The following is a 17,931-nucleotide window of genomic DNA, read 5'->3' on the forward strand; positions in this document are numbered from 1 at the left end:
GAGCACAGCTTGAAAGTCCTTTCCCAGAACACCGCCTTCGGCGGCATGCAGGGCGTCTTTTCGCACGACTCGCAGGCCTGCAAGACCGAAATGACCTTCGCGGTCTATGTTCCGCCGCAGGCGATCTCAGCACCCTGCCCGGTTCTCTGGTATCTCTCCGGTCTCACCTGTACGCATGCGAATGTGATGGAAAAGGGCGAGTATCGCCGCATGGCAGCCGAACTCGGCCTGATCATCGTCTGCCCGGATACGAGCCCGCGCGGCAACGATGTACCGGACGAACTGACCAACTGGCAGATGGGCAAGGGCGCCGGCTTTTATTTGGATGCGACAGAGACGCCCTGGGCCGAGAACTACCAGATGTACACCTACATCACGCAGGAGCTGCCCGCATTCGTCAGCCAGCATTTCCGCGTCGACATGGACCGCCAGGGCATTTTCGGGCATTCGATGGGCGGTCATGGCGCCATGACGATCGCGCTGAAGAACCCTGCGCGATTCAAGAGCTGCTCGGCCTTCGCGCCGATCGTCGAGCCCTCGACGGCTGACTGGTCCATCGGCGCCTTTGAAAAATACCTCGGCGAGGACAGGGCCACCTGGCGGCAATATGACGCCTGCGCACTGGTAAAGGACGGCGCCCGTTTTCCGGAATTCCTCATCGATCAGGGCAAGGCCGACAATTTCCTGGAAAACGGCCTGCGTCCCTGGCTGTTCGAGGACGCTATCAAGGGCACCGGCGTCGGCCTGACGCTTCGGATGCACGAGCGCTACGACCATTCCTACTATTTCATTTCGTCCTTCATGGACGATCATCTGAAATGGCACGCCAAGCGGCTGGCCTGAGCTTTAGCCAGCGATACTGATAGCCGCGCCGCGCCACACGGCGCGGCTATCGCAATTCTTCAGGATGCCGATTGGAAACGGGGCGGAGCCGCGGTCTCGATGATCCGGATGCTCGAATCGCTCTGACCATGATGGCCTTCCATGTCGACAACGACGTGCCAGTGGCCGGATTGCGGGATGGTCAGCCGGATGGGCGACTTGCGTGCCACGCCGCCGACGAACTGGTGCTTCATCGCCTGCTTGTAGAGGGCGAAATTGTTTTCCGTCATCAGCCGGACATTGGCCACGGCACTGAGCGTGATCTCGATGGTGACGCCGCCGCGCTGCTGCTTGAGATCATAGTGGGTGAAGCTGAATTTCAGTTTCGTCATTCCAGTCTCTTCGGATTCCTTGCCCCGGGAACCAGTATATTAGGCGTTGCGCGTTAAAGAATGGTTTTGTCCGGTCGTCTCAAAGCGGTACCGTTTGTTCCCAAAATCGGCGTTAGCTCCTGCAAATCAAGGCATCCCGGCGGCGTGGCCGCCTTCCCTGTCCGGCTGGTTTCGGCTATGGCCTTTTCCATGACAAATATCCTCCTCGTTGCCGCCGGTGGCGCCTTCGGTTCCGTGCTCCGCTACCTTGTCGGGCTCTGGACGTTGCGCGGTTTCGGACCGTCCTTCCCCTGGGGAACGCTCACCGTCAACGTTACGGGATCCTTCCTGATCGGTGTCCTGGCGGAAGCGACTGCACGCAGGTTCGGCGCGTCAGCCGAGATGCGGATTTTCCTGATCACCGGCATTCTCGGCGGCTATACGACCTTCTCCGCCTTCTCGCTCGATGCGATCACGCTCCTCGAACGCGGCCAACCAGTCACAGCGGCCATTTATGTGGGTTCCAGCGTGCTTCTTTCGGCAATCGCCGTGTTTGCCGGGCTGGCCCTTGTGCGCGCAATGGTCTAAAGCGTCCGTTTCAGAGCGCCGCGCGTCCATGCGGGACCGGCCGGCTCTGTCATATCAGTTTGCGCACGGATTTCCGGTCGGCACCCTTGTCGAGGCGCGATCGCAATTGGATGCAGGTAAGAACACATCATGGCGGGCATTGAACACAAGCAGGTGGAATCCGACGAGGCCGGCATGCGGCTCGATCGCTGGTTCAAGGTTCATTATCCCGGCCTTGGCTTCGGTCCCCTGCAGAAGCTTCTGCGCTCCGGCCAGGTCCGTGTCGATGGCGGCCGCGTCAAATCGGATACGCGCGTCCAGCCGGGCCAGGTTGTCCGCATACCGCCGATGGATGTCGACGCCAAGGCGAAGACCGGCCCGATCGCCGGCCGCGACCTGCGCCATGCCTCCGATCACGACCTCCTGTCGCGCATGCTGCTGCATGAAGACGCCAAGGTGATCGTTCTCAACAAGCCGCCGGGCATCGCTGTTCAGGGAGGCTCCGGCGTCAATCGTCATATCGACGAGATGCTCGAAGCCTGGACCAGCCCCAAGGGCGAGAAACCGCGCCTCGTGCACCGGCTCGACCGCGATACCTCCGGCGTGCTGGTCATCGCCCGCACTCGCGGCGCAGCACAGAAGCTGACCGCGGCTTTTCGCGAACGCGACACCAAGAAGACCTATTGGGCTCTGGTCAAGGGCGTGCCGCGCAAGCGCGAGGACAAGATCTCCACCTGGCTCGTCAAGGAACAGACGCCGGACGGCGACCGGATGCGTATCGCCAAGCACGGCGAGGACGGCGCCGACCACGCCATTTCCTACTATCGCATCATCGAGCAGGCCGGCCAGAATTTTGCCTGGCTGGAGATGGAGCCCTATACCGGCCGCACGCACCAGCTGCGCGTCCACGCCGCCCATATCGGCCATCCCATCATCGGCGACCCCAAGTATTTCGAGGCAGAACCGAGTTGGTCATTCCCCGGTGGTGTCCAGAACCGCCTGCATCTGCATGCGCGCCACATCGATATCCCGCACCCGGACGGCGGACGGCTGAGGATCAGCGCGCCCATGCCGCAACACATGGTCCAGAGCTGGAACCTGATCGGCTTCGACATGGCCAGCGCCGAGGAAGACGAAGACTGATGAAGCTGGTTTTATTCGATTGCGACGGCACGCTAGTCGATAGCGCCGGCCTGATCCACGAGGTCATGGCGCGCACCTTCGAGGACTTCGGCCTTGCTCGCGTCTCGCTCGACGCGACGAAGGGTATCATCGGGCTGACGCTCGATATCGCCATTGCGCGGCTGATGAACCAGCCGCATGTGGATGACCGCGCGCTTGCGATGACCGCGCACTACAAGAAGATCTATGGCGGCGTCCGGACCGAAATGGATTTCCGCGAGCCGCTTTTCCCCGGCATCGCAGCACTCATCGCCACGCTTACGGCGCGAGACGCGCTTATCCTGGGTGCCGTAACGGGAAAGTCGCGGCGCGGACTTGATCAGATCTGTGCAAGTCATGGTTATGAAAAGACATTCTTCGTTTCTCGAACGGCCGACGACTGCCCGTCGAAGCCGCACCCGGCGATGGTGACGGAGTGCTGCTCGCAGGCCGGTATCGACCTGAAGGACACGATCGTCATCGGCGACGCGATCTACGATATGCAGATGGCGAAGAGCGCAGGTGCTGCAGCGATCGGCGTTGCCTGGGGCTACGCCCCGGTGTCCGAGCTTATCGAAGCCGGCGCTGATCATATCGCCCGCGCTCCGAACGATATTCTGGACTGGATGGAGACATATCATGCCTGATATTCGCGACGATCTGACGGGTGCGCTCAGTGACCCGGATCCCGTGCGCCGCGCTCAGATACAGATGCTGAAGCCGCTGCCCAAGCGATTCTACACGACCGTCCGCATCGGTGCTGCCGACGACGGCGGCCATGCCGTATTGCTTGATGGCCGGACCGTCCGCACCCCTGCGAAGCAACCGTTGGCCGTGCCGACGGTCCGCGTCGCCGAATTGTTGGCCGCCGAATGGGATGCTCAGAAGGACGTGATCGACCCGGCGACAATGCCCGTCACCCGGCTGGCCAATACCGCAATCGACGGCGTCGCGAAGGATATTCGAGGTGTTTTCGACGACATCCTGAATTTCGCCGGGACCGATCTTCTGTGCTACCGCGCCAGCGAGCCGGAAGGTCTGGTGGCCCGACAGACCGAACGATGGGATCCAGTGATTTCCTGGGCCGCTGAAAAACTCGGCGCGCGCTTCATCCTCGCCGAAGGCGTGGTGCATCAGGTCCAGCCGCGCGCTGCGATCAACGGCGTCGCTGAAGCATTGCGTGCCTATGCGACACCGCTCGGCCTTGCCTGCCTGCATACGATCACCACCCTGACGGGGTCCGCCCTGCTCGCTTTGGCTTTCGCCGAAAAGCGGCTTTCCGCCGAAGAGGCATGGGCGCTCGCGCATCTCGATGAAGACTGGCAGATCGAGCATTGGGGTACCGATGAGGAAGCCTTTCAGCGCCGCGAGAATCGCTGGCAGGACATGCAGGCGGCCACCGCGACGCTCGACGCGCTGCGCTGACGAACCCGGCGGCACGCCCAACGCGATCCCGCCGCACCACTCCTGCCACGGTGGGATCGCAATTTCATCGGCATCAAAAGAATCAGGCCGTCAGCTTCAGCCCGGCGATACCGGCAACGATCAGCGAGATGCAGCCGAGGCGGATAGCGGTCGCCGGTTCGGCGAAAAGCAGGATGCCGAGAATGACCGTTCCGACCGTACCGACGCCGGTCCACACGGCATAGGCCGTGCCGAGCGGCAAGGTTCTGACCGCGATACCGAGCAGAACGACGCTTGCCATCATAGAGGTCGCGGTCAAAATCGTCGGCATCAACCTGGTAAAGCCGTCGGTGTATTTGAGGCCAATCGCCCAGCTGATTTCCAGAAGTCCTGCGAGGAAAAGAATGATCCAGGCCACGGCTTAACTCCGTCTAATGGAGCGAGGCCGTCCTCGCGGATGTTCGGTTATCAAACAATGGCTTGATCCCGTGCAGCCGTCTGCATGGGTGCTCTATGCCATCCCGGTTTGACGCTTGCAAGAGCCCGGCATGCATGGCTGACCTGCCCTACTGGCCACGCTCTTTCCTGAGCTTTGCCCACCACTCGAGACGTTTGCGGATATCGCGCTCGAAGCCACGCTCGGGAGGATCGTAGAAAATCTTGCGGCCCATCTTCTCCGGGAAATAGTCCTGGCCCGAAAATGCATCCGGCTCGTCGTGGTCGTAGCGATAGCCTTCGCCGTAGCCCTCACCCTTCATCAGTTTCGTGGGTGCATTGAGAATGTGCTTCGGCGGCAGTAGCGAGCCGTTCTCCTTGGCGGCGCGCATGGCGGACTTGTAGGCGGTATAGACGGCGTTTGATTTCGGCGCGGTGGCGAGATAGACGCACGCCTGCGCCAGCGCCAGTTCGCCCTCCGGCGAACCGAGATAATCATAGGCATCCTTGGCCGCGTTGCAGATCACCAGCGCCTGCGGATCGGCAAGGCCAATATCCTCCACCGCCATGCGCACCAGCCGCCGTCCGAGATAGAGCGGGTCCTCGCCGGCATCGAACATGCGGCAGAGATAGTAGAGTGCTGCGTCAGGGTCCGAGCCGCGCACCGATTTATGCAAGGCGGAGATCAGATTGTAGTGACCGTCCTGCCCCTTGTCATAGACCGGCGCGCGCCGCTGGACGATCTCCTGCACGGCGTTGACATTGAACACTTCGCCGTTGCGCGCGGCGCGCCAAACCTCTTCGGCAAGCGTCAGCACCGCTCGGCCATCGCCGTCGGCCATGCGCACCAGGCTGGCGCGAGCGTCGGCGTCGAGCGGCAGCGGCTTCCCCTCGACCTGTTCGGCACGCGCCAGCAATTCGGCAAGGCTCGCCTCGTCATGCGGCTTGAACGTCAGGACACGGGCGCGCGACAGAAGAGCGGCGTTGAGCTCGAAGGACGGGTTTTCCGTCGTGGCGCCAACCAGAATGACCGTGCCATCTTCCATGACCGGCAGGAAGCTGTCCTGCTGGGCGCGGTTGAAGCGATGGATCTCATCGACAAACAACAGGGTCTGCCGCCCGGACATGCGGCGCGCACGGGCCGATTCGAACACACGCTTTAAATCCGCAACGCCGGAGAAAATCGCCGAAATCTGCTCAAAGGCAAGCCCTGCTTCGCCCGACAGCAGCCGGGCAACCGTCGTCTTACCCGTTCCCGGCGGCCCCCAGAAAATCATCGAGCCCAGCGACCCGGAAGCGATCATACGAGCGAGAACACCGTCCTCGCCGGTTAGGTGCGCCTGGCCGGTGACCTCCGCCAAAGTCTGTGGCCGCAGCCGATCGGCCAGCGGTCGTTTTTCGCTCATGCCTGCGGGTTCGGTTGGGGAAAACAGGTCGCTCATCGGAAGAACTGGCGGATACGCTGGCCATCCCGCTCGATCTCGACGCGCCACAGAGACGGATCGTCCTGGGTGATGGCTTCAAGCGTGGCCGACTTGTCGATCGGCGTGCCATTGACGGCGATGACGATATCCTTCGGCTGGAAGCCGACACGGGCAGCCGGCGATCCGCGGTTGATCTGCGTGATCACCACGCCCTGCGACGAGGTCGGCATATGCAGTTCGTCAGCCAGGCGCGGCGAGAGATTGCCGACCACGGCGCCGGCGAAAGGATTGCGCCCCTCGATCAGCCGCTCGTCGCGCGGCGACGTTTCCGGGGCTCCGGACAGCGTCAACGACAGGTCGCGGGTCTTGCCACCCTCGCTCACCGTAACCTTGGCCTCATGACCAATGCCGACTGTCGTCAGGCGGTAACCGAGCGCGTCCGGATGTTCCACCGGGATGCCGTTGACAGCGACGATCACCTGGCCTGGCTTCATGCCTGCCTTTTCAGCCGGTCCGCCCTCGATCACCGAACTTACCAACGCCCCCCTTGCCCGGTCGAGCCCGAGCGCCTCGGCGACTTCCGACGTCACCGGCTCGAAGCTCGCGCCAATGAACGGCCGTGTGAAGCTGCCGTTGCCGCCCTCGGCCGATGCCAGGAAGACTTTCACAAGATTGGCGGGGATGGCAAAGCCCACACCGTTGGAGCCGCCACCGCGCGAAAAGATCGCCGTGTTGATACCGATCAGCTGGCCGTTCATGTCGATCAGGCCGCCGCCCGAATTGCCGGGATTGATCGCTGCGTCGGTCTGGATGAAGAAGCCGAAATCACCCGAGACGACCTGGTTGCGGGCGAGCGCCGAAACGATACCACTGGTTACCGTCTGACCAACGCCGAAGGGATTGCCGATCGCCAGCACGAGATCACCGACTTCGACCGCATCGGAATCGCCAAGCGGGATGGTTTCGAAGGGACCGTCCGATTTTATCTTCAGGACGGCGAGATCCAGCCGATCGTCCTTGAGCACGATCGTGCTCGCGAACTCCCGGCCGTCGGCAAGCGCCACCTTGATGTCGTCAGCGTCCGCGATCACGTGGTTGTTGGTCACCACGATACCGTTCTTGCCGACGATGACACCGGAGCCGAGCGACGACTGTTTCTCCGAGCGGTTCGGCATCTGTTGGCCGAAAAACTGCTCGAAGAACGGATCGTCGGCGAAGGGCGAGCGGCGCTCGACCGTCTTTTCGGCGTAGACGTTGACCACCGCGTTTGCCGTCTGCTTGACCAGCGGCGCGAAGGACAGTTGCATTTCCGTGCGGCTTTGCGGCAGCGCCTTTTGCGTGTCCGCCTGCGCGACGACAGCACCGGTCGTCATGTTCTCCACGCCGTCGGAGGCGTCCGCCCCCGGGAAACCGAAATGCACGACACTGGCAAAGAGAGCCAGCCCGGCCATGGTGGACAGGACAAGAGTGCGAGGGGAACGGGGCATGCGGGGCATCCTGCCGAAATCGATTGTTGGAAAAGACAGATAGGACGTCAGGGACAAAAAGCAAAGACGACCGGCGACAGAAAAACCGCGTCCCTTCGTCCCCGCTCCCTTACCCGCGACTATCATGGCGAGGAGGCAGACGAGAAGCGAGACCATGGACGACACGCAGACAAGACAAATTTTCAAACTGGCGCAACTGCGGCTGATGATTACCGCCGCGACCCTCCAAACGTTGTTGCGCAAGGCGAACTTCAACCCTGACCAGCCGCGCATTCCTGCAGGTGAACCCGGTGGCGGGCGATGAACGGATGGTGGGGCCGGCTCAGGAGACGCGGCAAGAGCTTACCGGATCAATGATGAATTCGGCCAGCATTACGTCGACCTACAGGCGATAGAAGGCTACCGCGGCGCTCACACGATAACCAGCCATGTGTTTCGATCCAAAGCAGAGTTGCTTGTGGCAATGGGCCCCGAGGCCTCGCGTTGGCTTCCATTTACCGGCGCAGTCAGACGTGAAGGCAAATTCGGAAGCTATCCCGAAGCGCTTCGCTACGTGAACGAGACGATACAGGCAAATATCGCGACCGTTGAGGCCGTGAAAGCTGGACTACTGGGGGGCGACGAAGGTGAGTTAATCACCAAATATTACGGACGCCCAACCGGGGCGGAATGGTACAGAGATGCGCCTTACTCGAAGCCGCGATGGCGAACAACCTATAGCGTTGGAGTCATCCTTCGATACGATCCAAGATTGCCACAAGGCTTTCTCGTTGTTACTGCTTATCCCAGAAATGAGGACTGGGAGGAGAAATTTGTGAGAGAACACGTTGCCAAATCCCCCGGCTTCCGGGCGTTTACCAGAGCAATGATTCACGATCCCCTAATCTTTAGTTCGCAAGACGAACTCATCGACTTCGGAATTGCCCACGTGTTGCACCAGCACCCTGAAGCGGCCGATGATCTCGACCGCTTTCTCGATCACTGGCTAAATGCGAATGCGACGGATCAGCAACTGGAAGACCTTTGGACCGCCTCGAACGCGGACTTTTTCCTGATCGGTGTTGCTGTCCGCCCGTTTCTTACGCGTGTCCTGCAAATGCTGCGAGATCAGCGCGGCACGCATTCGGTAAGCTGATATAGTGCTGGACAGCAAAGGCCGGACGATGGCTCACCCGGCCTTTCATAATCTCGATCCGACAATCCGAGTTGCGCGGCGTCGGCATGCATGATCCTTCCCGCGAAAGCGGCTTCAGGGTCAATACCGCCTACCCACTTAACGAGGATCTCATGACGAGGAAGAGCATCATTCTGCCGAAGGTATACTTGGACTTCTCCCGAGGGCTGCTTTCTGACATGGACCTGTTCGAAAACGACGAAGCCCGTATTCGCCTCGGCCTCAACTGCTTGGCCGCCGATAACCCTGGCCGGGAAAACCTCCAGGCATTTGTCGATTTCATCGAGGGATTAGACACGCGATCCGTCGGCGACACAGCCCTGCAAGAGATGTGGGCGCGCTCGCACGCCGGCTTTTATATTGTTGGTCCCGGTCAAGTTATGAAATTTCTGCGCCTAGCTGCGGAAATGGCGCGACAGAGAATGGAGCGTACCTAAAACCAGCTTTCTCGATCACTGGCTGAACGAGGATACGAACACGAACCATCGGACCCGAAGGGTTTTGTCGGCATATCAGCTTACCCGAGAAACGAGGAGCCCATGACCCTCAAATCCGCCAAGCCGCCGCAGGCCTTCGTCGACTTCGCCCAACGGATGTTTCAGGACGCGGAATTTTTCGAAACCTTGGAGGATTTGCTCCGGTTCGGACTGCAAGGCATCCCACGGGACAGGCTCGGCGATTTCACCGCCTTCGTGAAACGCATCGAGAACCACGAAATCGGCGACCGCGATCTCGAACGCCTGTGGCACGTTTCGGGCGCCGATGTCGGCTATCCGGCTCCGGGATTGTGCGGATTCCGACGTGAAGCCGGCCGGCAATCCGATCAAAGACCGGCCACCATTCCGATTTGAAGCCGGCCACCGTTCCAATCAAAGACCGGCCAGTTTTCGGCACTGAAGATTACCTCCTGGGTCAGCAACTTTTGGCATCGATACCTCGTGATGAACGAGGACATTTTGATGCCGGCAAAGAGAAGGCTGACCATGAGACAGTTACGACAAATGCTGCGACTTGCCGGAAGCGGGACCAGCTCCCGCGAGATTGCAGTCGTATTGGGAATAGCGCGCAGTACGGTGCAGGATAATCTGCAGCGCGCAGCAGCAATTGGATTGAGCTGGCCCTTGCCGGGCGAACTCACTGACGATGCGCTCGAGAACAAGCTCTTCGCTCGCAACGGCATCAAACAGGGCACGAGACGACGCGTCGAACCCAACTGGGCCGATCTTGCCGTCGAGCTCAAGAAGCCCGGCGTGACGCTGCTCATCCTGTGGGAGGAGTATCGTGGGTCGCATCCCGAGGGTTACGGCTATTCCCGCTTTTGTGAGCTCTTTAGAGGCTTCGCGCAGCGACTTTCGCCGACGATGCGCCAGGAGCATGCAGCCGGCGACAAGGTCTTCGTCGACTATTCCGGCAAGAAGATCCCGATCGTTGATCGCAAGACCGGTGAGATCCGCGAGGCAGAGATCTTCGTAGCGGTGCTTGGCGCATCCAGCTTCACCTATGCGGAGGCGACCTGGACGCAAACGCTCCCCGACTGGATCGGCTCGCATGTCCGGATGTTTCGTTTCTTCGACGGCGTTCCGCGACTGATCGTCCCCGACAATCTGAAGTCGGGCGTCAACCATGCCAGCTTCTACGATCCCGAGATCAACCGCAGTTACGGCATGATGGCCTCCCACTATGGCGTCGGTGTTCTTCCGGCACGGCCAAAAAAGCCGCGGGATAAATCGAAAGTTGAGAACGGAGTCCGTTTTGCCCAATCCTGCATTTTGGGGCGACTGCGCAAGCAGACGTTCTTCTCGCTTGCCGAGGCCAATGCCGCCATCGGCCAGGCACTCGATCGCATCAATGATCACCTCATGCGTCGATTGGGTGTTACCCGGCGGCAACTGTTTGAGAGTGTCGAACGTGCCGCGCTCGCCAGCCTTCCGGGTGAAGATTACGAATTCGCCGAATGGCGTTTGGCCCGCGTCTCGACGGATTACCACGTTGAGTTCAAGACCTTCTTCTATTCCGTGCCGCATGCCCTCATTCGCCAGCAGGTCGATCTGAGGGCAACGGCACGCACCATCGAGATCTTCCACCGCGGCAAGCGTGTCGCCGTCCATCAGCGCCGGTATGGCGGTCCGCGTCATGGAACCGACCCAGATCATATGCCCAGTTCCCACCGGCGATATGCAGAGTGGACACCGGATCGTTTCCGTCGCTGGGCTGCATCCATCGGGCCACAGACAGAAGGTCTGGTGATCGCAATCCTTGCCAGTCGCCCACATCCCGAACAGGGCTTTCGAACATGCCTGGGTGTGCTTCGCCTGTTTCGCGATATCGATCGCAATCGTGCCGAGGCCGTATCTGCCCGCGCTGTCGAGATCGGTGGGCTGAACTGCAAGAGCATTGCCTCGCTGCTGGCCAACCACAAGGCTGCGCGCCATTCCACCGAACCGACCGCCATCGTCGATCACGCCAATCTGCGTGGTCCTGATTACTTTCATTGAGGAGACAAACCAATGCTGATCAATCCCACCATCGACATGCTGCGCGACCTCGGTCTTTACGGCATGGCCACAGCCTTCCAGGAGCTCGACGCACAATCCGAAGCGCGCGGTCTCGAGCATGGAGAATGGCTTGCCATACTGCTCGAACGAGAGGCCACCATGCGCCGCCAGAAGCGTTTCGAAGCCCGAGCCAGGGCTGCGAAGCTTCGCCATGATGCGCAGATCGAGAATGCCGACTTTCGTGCGGCCCGCGGCCTCGATCGCAATCTGTTCATGGCGCTTGCTGGCTGCGACTGGATCCGCAAGCATCATAGTCTCCTCGTCACCGGGCCAGCCGGTGTCGGCAAAAGTTGGCTTGCCTGCGCACTCGGCCACAAAGCCTGCCGCGAGGATTTCTCTGTCGCATACCACCGGGTTCCCCGGCTGTTCGCCACGCTCGCGCTTGCAAGGGGTGACGGGCGATACGGCAGGATCCTCAAATCGCTGGCCAAGACTGATCTGCTTATCCTCGACGACTGGGGACCGGAAAAACTCAACGATGATCAGCGCCGCGATCTCCTCGAGATCATCGAAGACCGCTACGAGCGTCGCTCGACGATCGTCACCAGTCAGGTGCCCCTGGATCGCTGGTGGGAAATTATCGCAAACCCAACGCTCGCCGATGCCATACTGGATCGCCTCGTTCACAGTGCCTATCGCATCGATCTCACCGGTGAAAGCATGCGAAAACAGCGCTCGCCGATAGCGCCTGAAATACCGCACGCTTGACCTGAAACAAAACCCGATCCAAAAATCAACCAGACCCAGGATCAGTCCGAGAAATGGCCGCCTTCAAATCGGAATGGTGGCCGGAATGAAATCGGAATGACTGGCCGGCTTCAAATCGGAATCGGTGGCCGGCTTCATCGGAATACGCAGGGATTGCGCATCTTCCTGCATCGGGCGCGCGAACTTGCCGAACGGGAAGGTCCGGACGGATCACTCTACAAGAAGAGACCGAAATGGTCCTCGACGCCGACATCGAAGGACCTGCTGTAGCAATCGCATGGGGAATGCGGTTGCTATTGCAACCAAAACGCGATCAAAAATTGCCGTCGCGCTTTTGGTCGTTACTGCCTATCCAAGAAATGAGGACTGGGAGGAGAAATTTGTGAGAGAACACGTTGCCAAATCCCCCGGCTTCCGGGCGTTTACCAGAGCAATGATTCACGATCCCCTAATCTTTAGTTCGCAAGACGAACTCATCGACTTCGGAATTGCCCACGTGTTGCACCAGCACCCTGAAGCGGCCGATGATCTCGACCGCTTTCTCGATCACTGGCTAAATGCGAATGCAACGGATCAGCAACTGGAAGACCTTTGGACCGCCTCGAACGCGGACTTTTTCCTGATCGGTGTTGCTGTCCGCCCGTTTCTTACCCGTGTCCTGCAAATGCTGCGAGATCAGCGCGGCGCGCATTCGGTAAGCTGATATAGTGCTGGACAGCAAGGTCGAACGATCGCCCTTTGCCCCGGGAATTTCCTATCGGCTGTAATTGACGAAAAGAAACAAATAGAAAAAGCCGGGCGATCTCTCGCCCGGCCCTTCAAAGTCTCAATCCGCGGATTGAATTATGCGGCGTCCGCAGCTTCTGCTTCGGCGGCAACGCGAGCGATATCCTTGGCACCCTTGGCCGAGGTATCCCGATCGACGAATTCAATGACGGCCAGAGCCGCGTTGTCGCCGTGGCGGAAGCCGGCCTTCATGATGCGCAGGTAACCGCCGTTGCGGGTTGCGTAGCGCGATGCGATGGCATCGAACAGCTTTGCAACGACAGCAACGTCACGAATCTGCGAGATGGCCTGACGACGCGCATGAAGGTCACCCTTCTTGCCGAGCGTGACGAGCTTCTCGACGATCGGACGGATTTCCTTTGCCTTCGGCAAGGTCGTAACGATCTGCTCATGTTCGATGAGCGAAGCGGCCATATTGGCAAACATTGCCTTGCGATGGCTTGCAGTTCTATTCAGCTTGCGGCCGGCTACACCATGGCGCATTGCTATTCTCCTTTAAATGCAGGTTCCCTCTTTGTATGGGCCTGCCGTTTCCTGGCACATGCAGACGTTAAGCCTGCTGTTTGACGGGGAAAGGCAGTCGAAACCTGCCTTTTTTATTGTTAATACTGGTCTTCGTAACGCTTGGCGAGATCTTCGATGTTCTCGGGCGGCCATGCCGGCACTTCCATGCCGAGGTGCAGGCCCATGGAAGCGAGAACTTCCTTGATTTCGTTCAGCGACTTGCGACCAAAGTTCGGAGTGCGAAGCATTTCGGCCTCGGTCTTCTGAATGAGATCGCCGATGTAAACGATGTTGTCGTTCTTCAGGCAGTTGGCCGAACGGACGGAGAGTTCCAGTTCGTCGACCTTCTTCAGGAGTGCCGGGTTGAACGCCAGTTCGGTAACGGCTTCTTCTTCGGCTTCCTTCTGCGGCTCGTCGAAATTGACGAAGACGCCGAGCTGGTCCTGAAGGATGCGGGCCGCAAATGCGACTGCATCCTCACCGGTGACCGAACCATCGGTTTCGATCTGCATGGACAGCTTGTCGTAGTCGAGAACCTGGCCTTCGCGGGTGTTTTCCACCTTGTAGGACACTTTCTTGACCGGCGAATACAGGCTGTCGACCGGGATGAGGCCGATCGGAGCATCTTCCGAACGGTTGCGGTCAGCCGGCACATAGCCCTTGCCGTTGTTGACGGTGAATTCCATGCGGATCTCGGCGCCCTCGTCGAGGGTGCAGATCACATGGTTCGGGTTGAGGATTTCGATATCGCCAACCGTCTGAATGTCACCGGCGGTTACAACGCCCGGACCCTGCTTGCGCACGACCATGCGCTTTGAGTCGTCGCCATCCATCTTGATGGCGATTTCCTTGATGTTGAGCACGATGTCCGTCACGTCTTCCCGGACGCCCGGGATCGAGGAGAACTCGTGCAGAACGCCGTCGATCTGCACTGCGGTGACCGCAGCGCCGCGAAGCGACGACAGAAGAACGCGGCGAAGCGCGTTGCCGAGGGTGAGGCCGAAGCCACGCTCCAGCGGTTCGGCAACAAGGCTAACCTTGGTGCGGCCAGAGGAGGAGAACTCGACCTTGTTCGGCTTGATCAGTTCCTGCCAGTTTTTCTGAATCATATGTCTTGCCTTCCGTTCGTTGCCACCATCCAATCGTGGCAACCGAGCCTTGAAGCGCCGGAGGAAGCATCGCCTCCACCGGCTTGATGAATGTGACTGATCAGACGCGGCGCTTCTTGCGCGGGCGGCAACCGTTGTGCGGGATCGGGGTCACGTCGCGGATCGAGGTGATCATGAAGCCGGCAGCCTGCAGGGCGCGCAGAGCCGATTCACGGCCGGAACCCGGACCGCAAACTTCGACTTCCAGCGTCTTCATGCCGTGTTCCTGGGCCTTCTTGGCCGCATCTTCAGCAGCCATCTGAGCTGCGAACGGGGTCGACTTGCGCGAGCCCTTGAAGCCCTTCGAACCAGCCGACGACCAGGCAATCGCATTGCCCTGTGCGTCGGTGATGGTGATCATCGTGTTGTTGAACGACGAGTTGACGTGAGCGACGCCCGTGGAAATGTTCTTGCGCTCGCGACGGCGAACGCGTGTGGCTTCCTTGGCCATGGTATACCTTTCGTTGATCTCTGCACCGCCGTAACACCAGCGGCTCCACCGGGAAGAGGAAACCCCCTGCCCTGAATTTTCATTATGCGCGAGCGGATGGCCCGATCAGCGCGGCGATATCGTCACTGCCGTAGTTCCAGCAGCTCCACCGGAGGCCGCATTTGAGCGCCCTTCCGAAACCACAAAAGAGGCCGGCGCCGAGCGCCAGCCTCTGCACTTCCCCATTCAGGGAAATTACTTCTTCTTACCAGCGATCGCCTTTGCCGGGCCCTTGCGGGTGCGGGCATTGGTGTGCGTGCGCTGGCCGCGAACCGGCAGCGAGCGGCGATGACGCAGGCCACGGTAGCAGCCGAGGTCCATCAGACGCTTGATGTTCATCGAGGTCTCGCGACGCAGGTCACCTTCGACCTGGTAATCGCGGTCGATGGTTTCGCGGATCTGAAGAACTTCAGCATCCGTCAGCTGATGCACACGACGTTCAGCCGGGATACCGACCTTCTCGACGATTTCCTGTGCGAATTTCGGACCGATCCCATGAATGTAACGGAGCGCGATTACTACGCGCTTTGCCGTCGGGATGTTGACGCCAGCGATACGAGCCACGCCTGTTCTCCTTGCTTCCAGTTGCCGTCCGGCAATAGGTGCTTCGTTATGCAGCCTTAAAAAGGCCAACCGTTAAAGTGGTGTTCGGAACACGTCAAAAGAATCGCGCCCGGACTTCGTTATTTTGAAATCCGCGCCGATCCCTTGCATGTAGCGAGTTAGCGCGGTCTTTGAAGGAATCGACCGCAAAAGTCAACTCCCCGGCCATCCTTTTTCAAGAACTGGCCTTTTTAGGCGTCGGCCGAAGCCGATGCCAGTATCTTGTTGATTTCCGACGTCACCGTTTCAACCGATGCCATCCCGTCAACCGTCTTGAGTTCGCCCATCGCCGCATAGTGCTCAGACAGCGGCGCCGTCTTTTCGCGATATTCGACGAGGCGCTTCTTGAACGCTTCCGGATTGTCGTCGGAGCGAACCTTGCCGCCAGCGGCGATGGTCTCTGCTACGCGATTCTCCATCCGCCGCACAAGCGCGCCTTCATCGACTTTCAGCTCGATAACCGCATCGAGCCGGAGCCCCTTGCCTTCGAGCATCTTGCCGAGCGCAACCGCCTGCGGAACGGTGCGCGGATAGCCGTCGAGGATGAAACCCTTGGAGCAATCGGCCGAATCGATGCGGTTCGAAACGATCTCGTTGACGATTTCGTCCGAAACGAGCTGGCCGGCGTCCATAATGGCCTTGGCACGCTTGCCGACATCGCTCTGCTCGGCAACAGCCGCACGCAGCATGTCACCGGTGGAAAGCTGCGGAATGGCGTACTTTTCCGTCAAAAGCTTGGCCTGTGTTCCCTTGCCTGCTCCCGGCGGTCCCAAAAATATAAGTCTCATCGACCCCTCTTGCCTCCACGCAGCTTTGATTTCTTGATCAGCCCCTCATACTGCTGAGCGATCAGGTGACCCTGCACCTGTGCTACAGTATCAAGGGTCACGCTGACAACAATCAAAAGCGACGTACCACCAAGGTAGAACGGCACGCCGGTCTGCGCGATCAGGACTTCGGGCAGAATGCAGACGAACATCAGGTAGAGCGCGCCAAGCACAGTAACGCGCGTCAGCACGTAGTCGATGTATTCAGCGGTGCGGTCGCCCGGGCGGATACCGAGGATAAAGCCGCCATGTTTCTTCAGATTGTCGGCCGTATCCTTCGGATTGAAGACGATGGCCGTGTAGAAAAAGGCAAAGAACGCAATCATGCCGCCATAGAGCACCATGTAGAGCGGCCGGCCGTGACCGAGCGCTGCAACGATCGTCGTCGCCCAGCCCGGAAGCGTCGACGTATTCGCGAAGCCCGCCAGCGTTGCTGGCAGAAGCAACAGCGAGGACGCGAAGATCGCCGGGATAACGCCGGAGGTGTTGAGCTTCAGCGGCAGGTGTGACGTATCGCCCTGGAACATCCTATTGCCGACCTGGCGCTTCGGATACTGGATCAGAAGCCGGCGTTGCGCGCGCTCGACGAAGACGATCAGCGCGATCACGCCAACCACCATGACGATGATGGCGAGAATCAGAGGTGTCGACAGGGCGCCGGTGCGGCCGAGTTCGAGCGTTCCGGCTAGAGCCGTCGGCAGCGCCGCAACGATACCGGCGAAGATGATCAGCGAAATGCCGTTGCCGATGCCGCGCGAGGTGATCTGCTCACCGAGCCACATCAGAAACATCGTGCCGCCGAGCAGCGAGATGACGGTCGAGATGCGGAAGAACCAGCCCGGATCCACGACAAGCCCGTTGCCGCTCTCGAGGCCGACTGCGATGCCATAGGCCTGCAGCGTGCCGAGCAGCACCGTGCCGTAGCGGGTGTACTGGTTGATGACCTTGCGGCCCTGCTCGCCTTCCTTCTTCAACTGCTCAAGCGACGGAACCACGGAGGTCATCAGCTGAACGATGATGGAGGCGGAAATATAGGGCATGATGCCGAGGGCGAAGATCGCCATACGCCCGACGGCGCCGCCCGAAAACATGTTGAAGAGGCCGAGGATGCCGCCGCTCTGGCCCTGGAAGGCCTGGGCAAAGGCTTCCGGGTTGAGACCGGGAAGCGGAATGTAGGTGCCAAGACGATAAACCAGAAGGGCGCCGAGGGTGAACCAGAGGCGTTTTTTCAGATCTTCCGCCTTCGCGAAAGTCGAAAAATTCAGGTTGGAGGCGAGCTGTTCCGCTGCAGAAGCCATGCAATTCTCCGCGTAGCCAGTTCGGAACCCGCGGGAGAAACCCGGTCAGCTCCGGAAAAAGCTATCTTCTTTTTGTGAAAACCGGCTCGGGAACGATCGCATTCGCAATCATGCGCCTCACCGTGGTTCCCCGTTAAATGCCTTGCGACGGATCAATCCGGCCGCGA

At 59.9% G+C, this 17,931-nt stretch carries 24 protein-coding genes; 13 read left to right on the top strand and 11 right to left on the bottom strand.

What is annotated here, in order from left to right; all coding sequences use genetic code 11:
* Nucleotides 1-9 precede the first annotated feature (9 nt).
* Entirely contained in the window at nt 10-843 is an 834-nt protein-coding gene (gene fghA / locus ACSQ3F_RS18600; RefSeq protein WP_436101587.1) for an S-formylglutathione hydrolase, read from the top strand.
* 59 nt (nt 844-902) lie between these two features.
* Here the strand turns inward: fghA and ACSQ3F_RS18605 are convergent, their stop codons facing one another.
* Together ACSQ3F_RS18605 and ACSQ3F_RS18610 are read right to left on the bottom strand one after the other, a co-directional pair.
* A complete protein-coding gene (locus ACSQ3F_RS18605) occupies nt 903-1,214 on the bottom strand; it encodes a DUF1883 domain-containing protein (RefSeq protein ID WP_436101588.1) in 312 nt (103 codons plus the stop codon).
* A 53-nt stretch (nt 1,215-1,267) separates the two neighbouring features.
* Nucleotides 1,268-1,405, bottom strand: a complete 138-nt coding sequence (locus ACSQ3F_RS18610; RefSeq protein ID WP_436101589.1) for a hypothetical protein — start codon at nt 1,403-1,405, stop codon at nt 1,268-1,270.
* Between ACSQ3F_RS18610 and crcB the strand changes: the two genes are divergently transcribed.
* The 4 genes from crcB (at nt 1,404) to ACSQ3F_RS18630 (ending at nt 4,346) form a co-directional block, all read left to right on the top strand.
* Nucleotides 1,404-1,781 carry a fluoride efflux transporter CrcB gene (crcB, locus tag ACSQ3F_RS18615; RefSeq protein ID WP_436101590.1) on the top strand — a complete coding sequence of 126 codons (378 nt, stop codon included), beginning with the start codon at nt 1,404-1,406 and terminating at the stop codon, nt 1,779-1,781. The two genes, ACSQ3F_RS18610 and crcB, sit on opposite strands and share 2 nt — an antisense overlap.
* A gap of 129 nt (nt 1,782-1,910) precedes the next feature.
* Nucleotides 1,911-2,903 carry an RluA family pseudouridine synthase gene (locus ACSQ3F_RS18620; RefSeq protein ID WP_436101591.1) on the top strand — a complete coding sequence of 331 codons (993 nt, stop codon included), beginning with the start codon at nt 1,911-1,913 and terminating at the stop codon, nt 2,901-2,903.
* A complete protein-coding gene (locus tag ACSQ3F_RS18625; RefSeq protein ID WP_436101592.1) occupies nt 2,903-3,568 on the top strand; it encodes an HAD-IA family hydrolase in 666 nt (221 codons plus the stop codon). The genes ACSQ3F_RS18620 and ACSQ3F_RS18625 overlap by 1 nt, the downstream gene beginning before the upstream one ends.
* A complete protein-coding gene (locus ACSQ3F_RS18630; protein WP_436101593.1) occupies nt 3,561-4,346 on the top strand; it encodes an ATP12 family chaperone protein in 786 nt (261 codons plus the stop codon). Before ACSQ3F_RS18625 ends, ACSQ3F_RS18630 begins: the two co-directional genes overlap by 8 nt.
* A gap of 82 nt (nt 4,347-4,428) precedes the next feature.
* On the opposite strand, the gene sugE is transcribed toward ACSQ3F_RS18630, so the two are convergent.
* The 3 genes from sugE to ACSQ3F_RS18645 form a co-directional block, all read right to left on the bottom strand.
* Complete coding sequence (sugE, locus tag ACSQ3F_RS18635) at nt 4,429-4,743, bottom strand: quaternary ammonium compound efflux SMR transporter SugE (protein WP_436101594.1); 315 nt, start codon at nt 4,741-4,743, stop codon at nt 4,429-4,431.
* Nucleotides 4,744-4,891: 148 nt separating this feature from the next.
* Nucleotides 4,892-6,202, bottom strand: coding sequence for a replication-associated recombination protein A (locus tag ACSQ3F_RS18640; protein ID WP_436101595.1), 1,311 nt, complete (start codon nt 6,200-6,202; stop codon nt 4,892-4,894).
* Nucleotides 6,199-7,557, bottom strand: coding sequence for a DegQ family serine endoprotease (locus ACSQ3F_RS18645; RefSeq protein ID WP_436102185.1), 1,359 nt, complete (start codon nt 7,555-7,557; stop codon nt 6,199-6,201). The genes ACSQ3F_RS18640 and ACSQ3F_RS18645 overlap by 4 nt, the downstream gene beginning before the upstream one ends.
* Nucleotides 7,558-7,825: 268 nt before the next feature.
* Here ACSQ3F_RS18645 and ACSQ3F_RS18650 point away from each other — a divergent pair, with 268 nt between their 5' ends.
* The 8 genes from ACSQ3F_RS18650 (at nt 7,826) to ACSQ3F_RS18685 (ending at nt 12,811) form a co-directional block, all read left to right on the top strand.
* Entirely contained in the window at nt 7,826-7,975 is a 150-nt protein-coding gene (locus tag ACSQ3F_RS18650; RefSeq protein ID WP_436101596.1) for a hypothetical protein, read from the top strand.
* Between the two features lie 114 nt (nt 7,976-8,089).
* Nucleotides 8,090-8,806, top strand: coding sequence for an RNase A-like domain-containing protein (locus ACSQ3F_RS18655; protein ID WP_436102186.1), 717 nt, complete (start codon nt 8,090-8,092; stop codon nt 8,804-8,806).
* Nucleotides 8,807-8,892: 86 nt separating this feature from the next.
* The gene (locus ACSQ3F_RS18660; RefSeq protein WP_436101597.1) at nt 8,893-9,282 is read left to right on the top strand and encodes a hypothetical protein; all 390 of its coding nucleotides are present in this window, start codon (nt 8,893-8,895) and stop codon (nt 9,280-9,282) included.
* A gap of 102 nt (nt 9,283-9,384) precedes the next feature.
* A complete protein-coding gene (locus ACSQ3F_RS18665) occupies nt 9,385-9,696 on the top strand; it encodes a hypothetical protein (protein ID WP_436101598.1) in 312 nt (103 codons plus the stop codon).
* A gap of 132 nt (nt 9,697-9,828) precedes the next feature.
* Complete coding sequence (istA, locus tag ACSQ3F_RS18670; protein ID WP_436101599.1) at nt 9,829-11,340, top strand: IS21 family transposase; 1,512 nt, start codon at nt 9,829-9,831, stop codon at nt 11,338-11,340.
* A 12-nt stretch (nt 11,341-11,352) separates the two neighbouring features.
* The gene (gene istB / locus ACSQ3F_RS18675; protein ID WP_436101600.1) at nt 11,353-12,108 is read left to right on the top strand and encodes an IS21-like element helper ATPase IstB; all 756 of its coding nucleotides are present in this window, start codon (nt 11,353-11,355) and stop codon (nt 12,106-12,108) included.
* Between the two features lie 96 nt (nt 12,109-12,204).
* The gene (locus ACSQ3F_RS18680; RefSeq protein ID WP_436101601.1) at nt 12,205-12,378 is read left to right on the top strand and encodes a hypothetical protein; all 174 of its coding nucleotides are present in this window, start codon (nt 12,205-12,207) and stop codon (nt 12,376-12,378) included.
* A gap of 7 nt (nt 12,379-12,385) precedes the next feature.
* Nucleotides 12,386-12,811, top strand: coding sequence for a hypothetical protein (locus tag ACSQ3F_RS18685; RefSeq protein WP_436101602.1), 426 nt, complete (start codon nt 12,386-12,388; stop codon nt 12,809-12,811).
* Between the two features lie 140 nt (nt 12,812-12,951).
* Here the strand turns inward: ACSQ3F_RS18685 and rplQ are convergent, their stop codons facing one another.
* The 6 genes from rplQ to secY all read right to left on the bottom strand — a co-directional run bounded on the left by rplQ (nt 12,952) and on the right by secY (nt 17,764).
* Nucleotides 12,952-13,377, bottom strand: coding sequence for a 50S ribosomal protein L17 (gene rplQ, locus ACSQ3F_RS18690; RefSeq protein ID WP_436101603.1), 426 nt, complete (start codon nt 13,375-13,377; stop codon nt 12,952-12,954).
* 119 nt (nt 13,378-13,496) lie between these two features.
* Nucleotides 13,497-14,507, bottom strand: a complete 1,011-nt coding sequence (locus tag ACSQ3F_RS18695) for a DNA-directed RNA polymerase subunit alpha (protein ID WP_018328262.1) — start codon at nt 14,505-14,507, stop codon at nt 13,497-13,499.
* 100 nt (nt 14,508-14,607) lie between these two features.
* The gene (rpsK, locus tag ACSQ3F_RS18700; RefSeq protein WP_018328263.1) at nt 14,608-14,997 is read right to left on the bottom strand and encodes a 30S ribosomal protein S11; all 390 of its coding nucleotides are present in this window, start codon (nt 14,995-14,997) and stop codon (nt 14,608-14,610) included.
* Nucleotides 14,998-15,231: 234 nt separating this feature from the next.
* Nucleotides 15,232-15,600, bottom strand: a complete 369-nt coding sequence (gene rpsM / locus ACSQ3F_RS18705) for a 30S ribosomal protein S13 (RefSeq protein WP_220369858.1) — start codon at nt 15,598-15,600, stop codon at nt 15,232-15,234.
* 230 nt (nt 15,601-15,830) lie between these two features.
* Nucleotides 15,831-16,427 (bottom strand): adenylate kinase, encoded by a 597-nt coding sequence (locus tag ACSQ3F_RS18710; RefSeq protein ID WP_436101604.1) that lies wholly within the window; start codon nt 16,425-16,427, stop codon nt 15,831-15,833.
* Nucleotides 16,424-17,764 carry a preprotein translocase subunit SecY gene (gene secY / locus ACSQ3F_RS18715; RefSeq protein ID WP_436101605.1) on the bottom strand — a complete coding sequence of 447 codons (1,341 nt, stop codon included), beginning with the start codon at nt 17,762-17,764 and terminating at the stop codon, nt 16,424-16,426. Before secY ends, ACSQ3F_RS18710 begins: the two co-directional genes overlap by 4 nt.
* Nucleotides 17,765-17,931 lie beyond the last annotated feature (167 nt).

It is taken from the genome of Pararhizobium sp. LjRoot238, assembly GCF_964252955.1.
In the GTDB taxonomy this organism is placed as follows: domain Bacteria; phylum Pseudomonadota; class Alphaproteobacteria; order Rhizobiales; family Rhizobiaceae; genus Pararhizobium.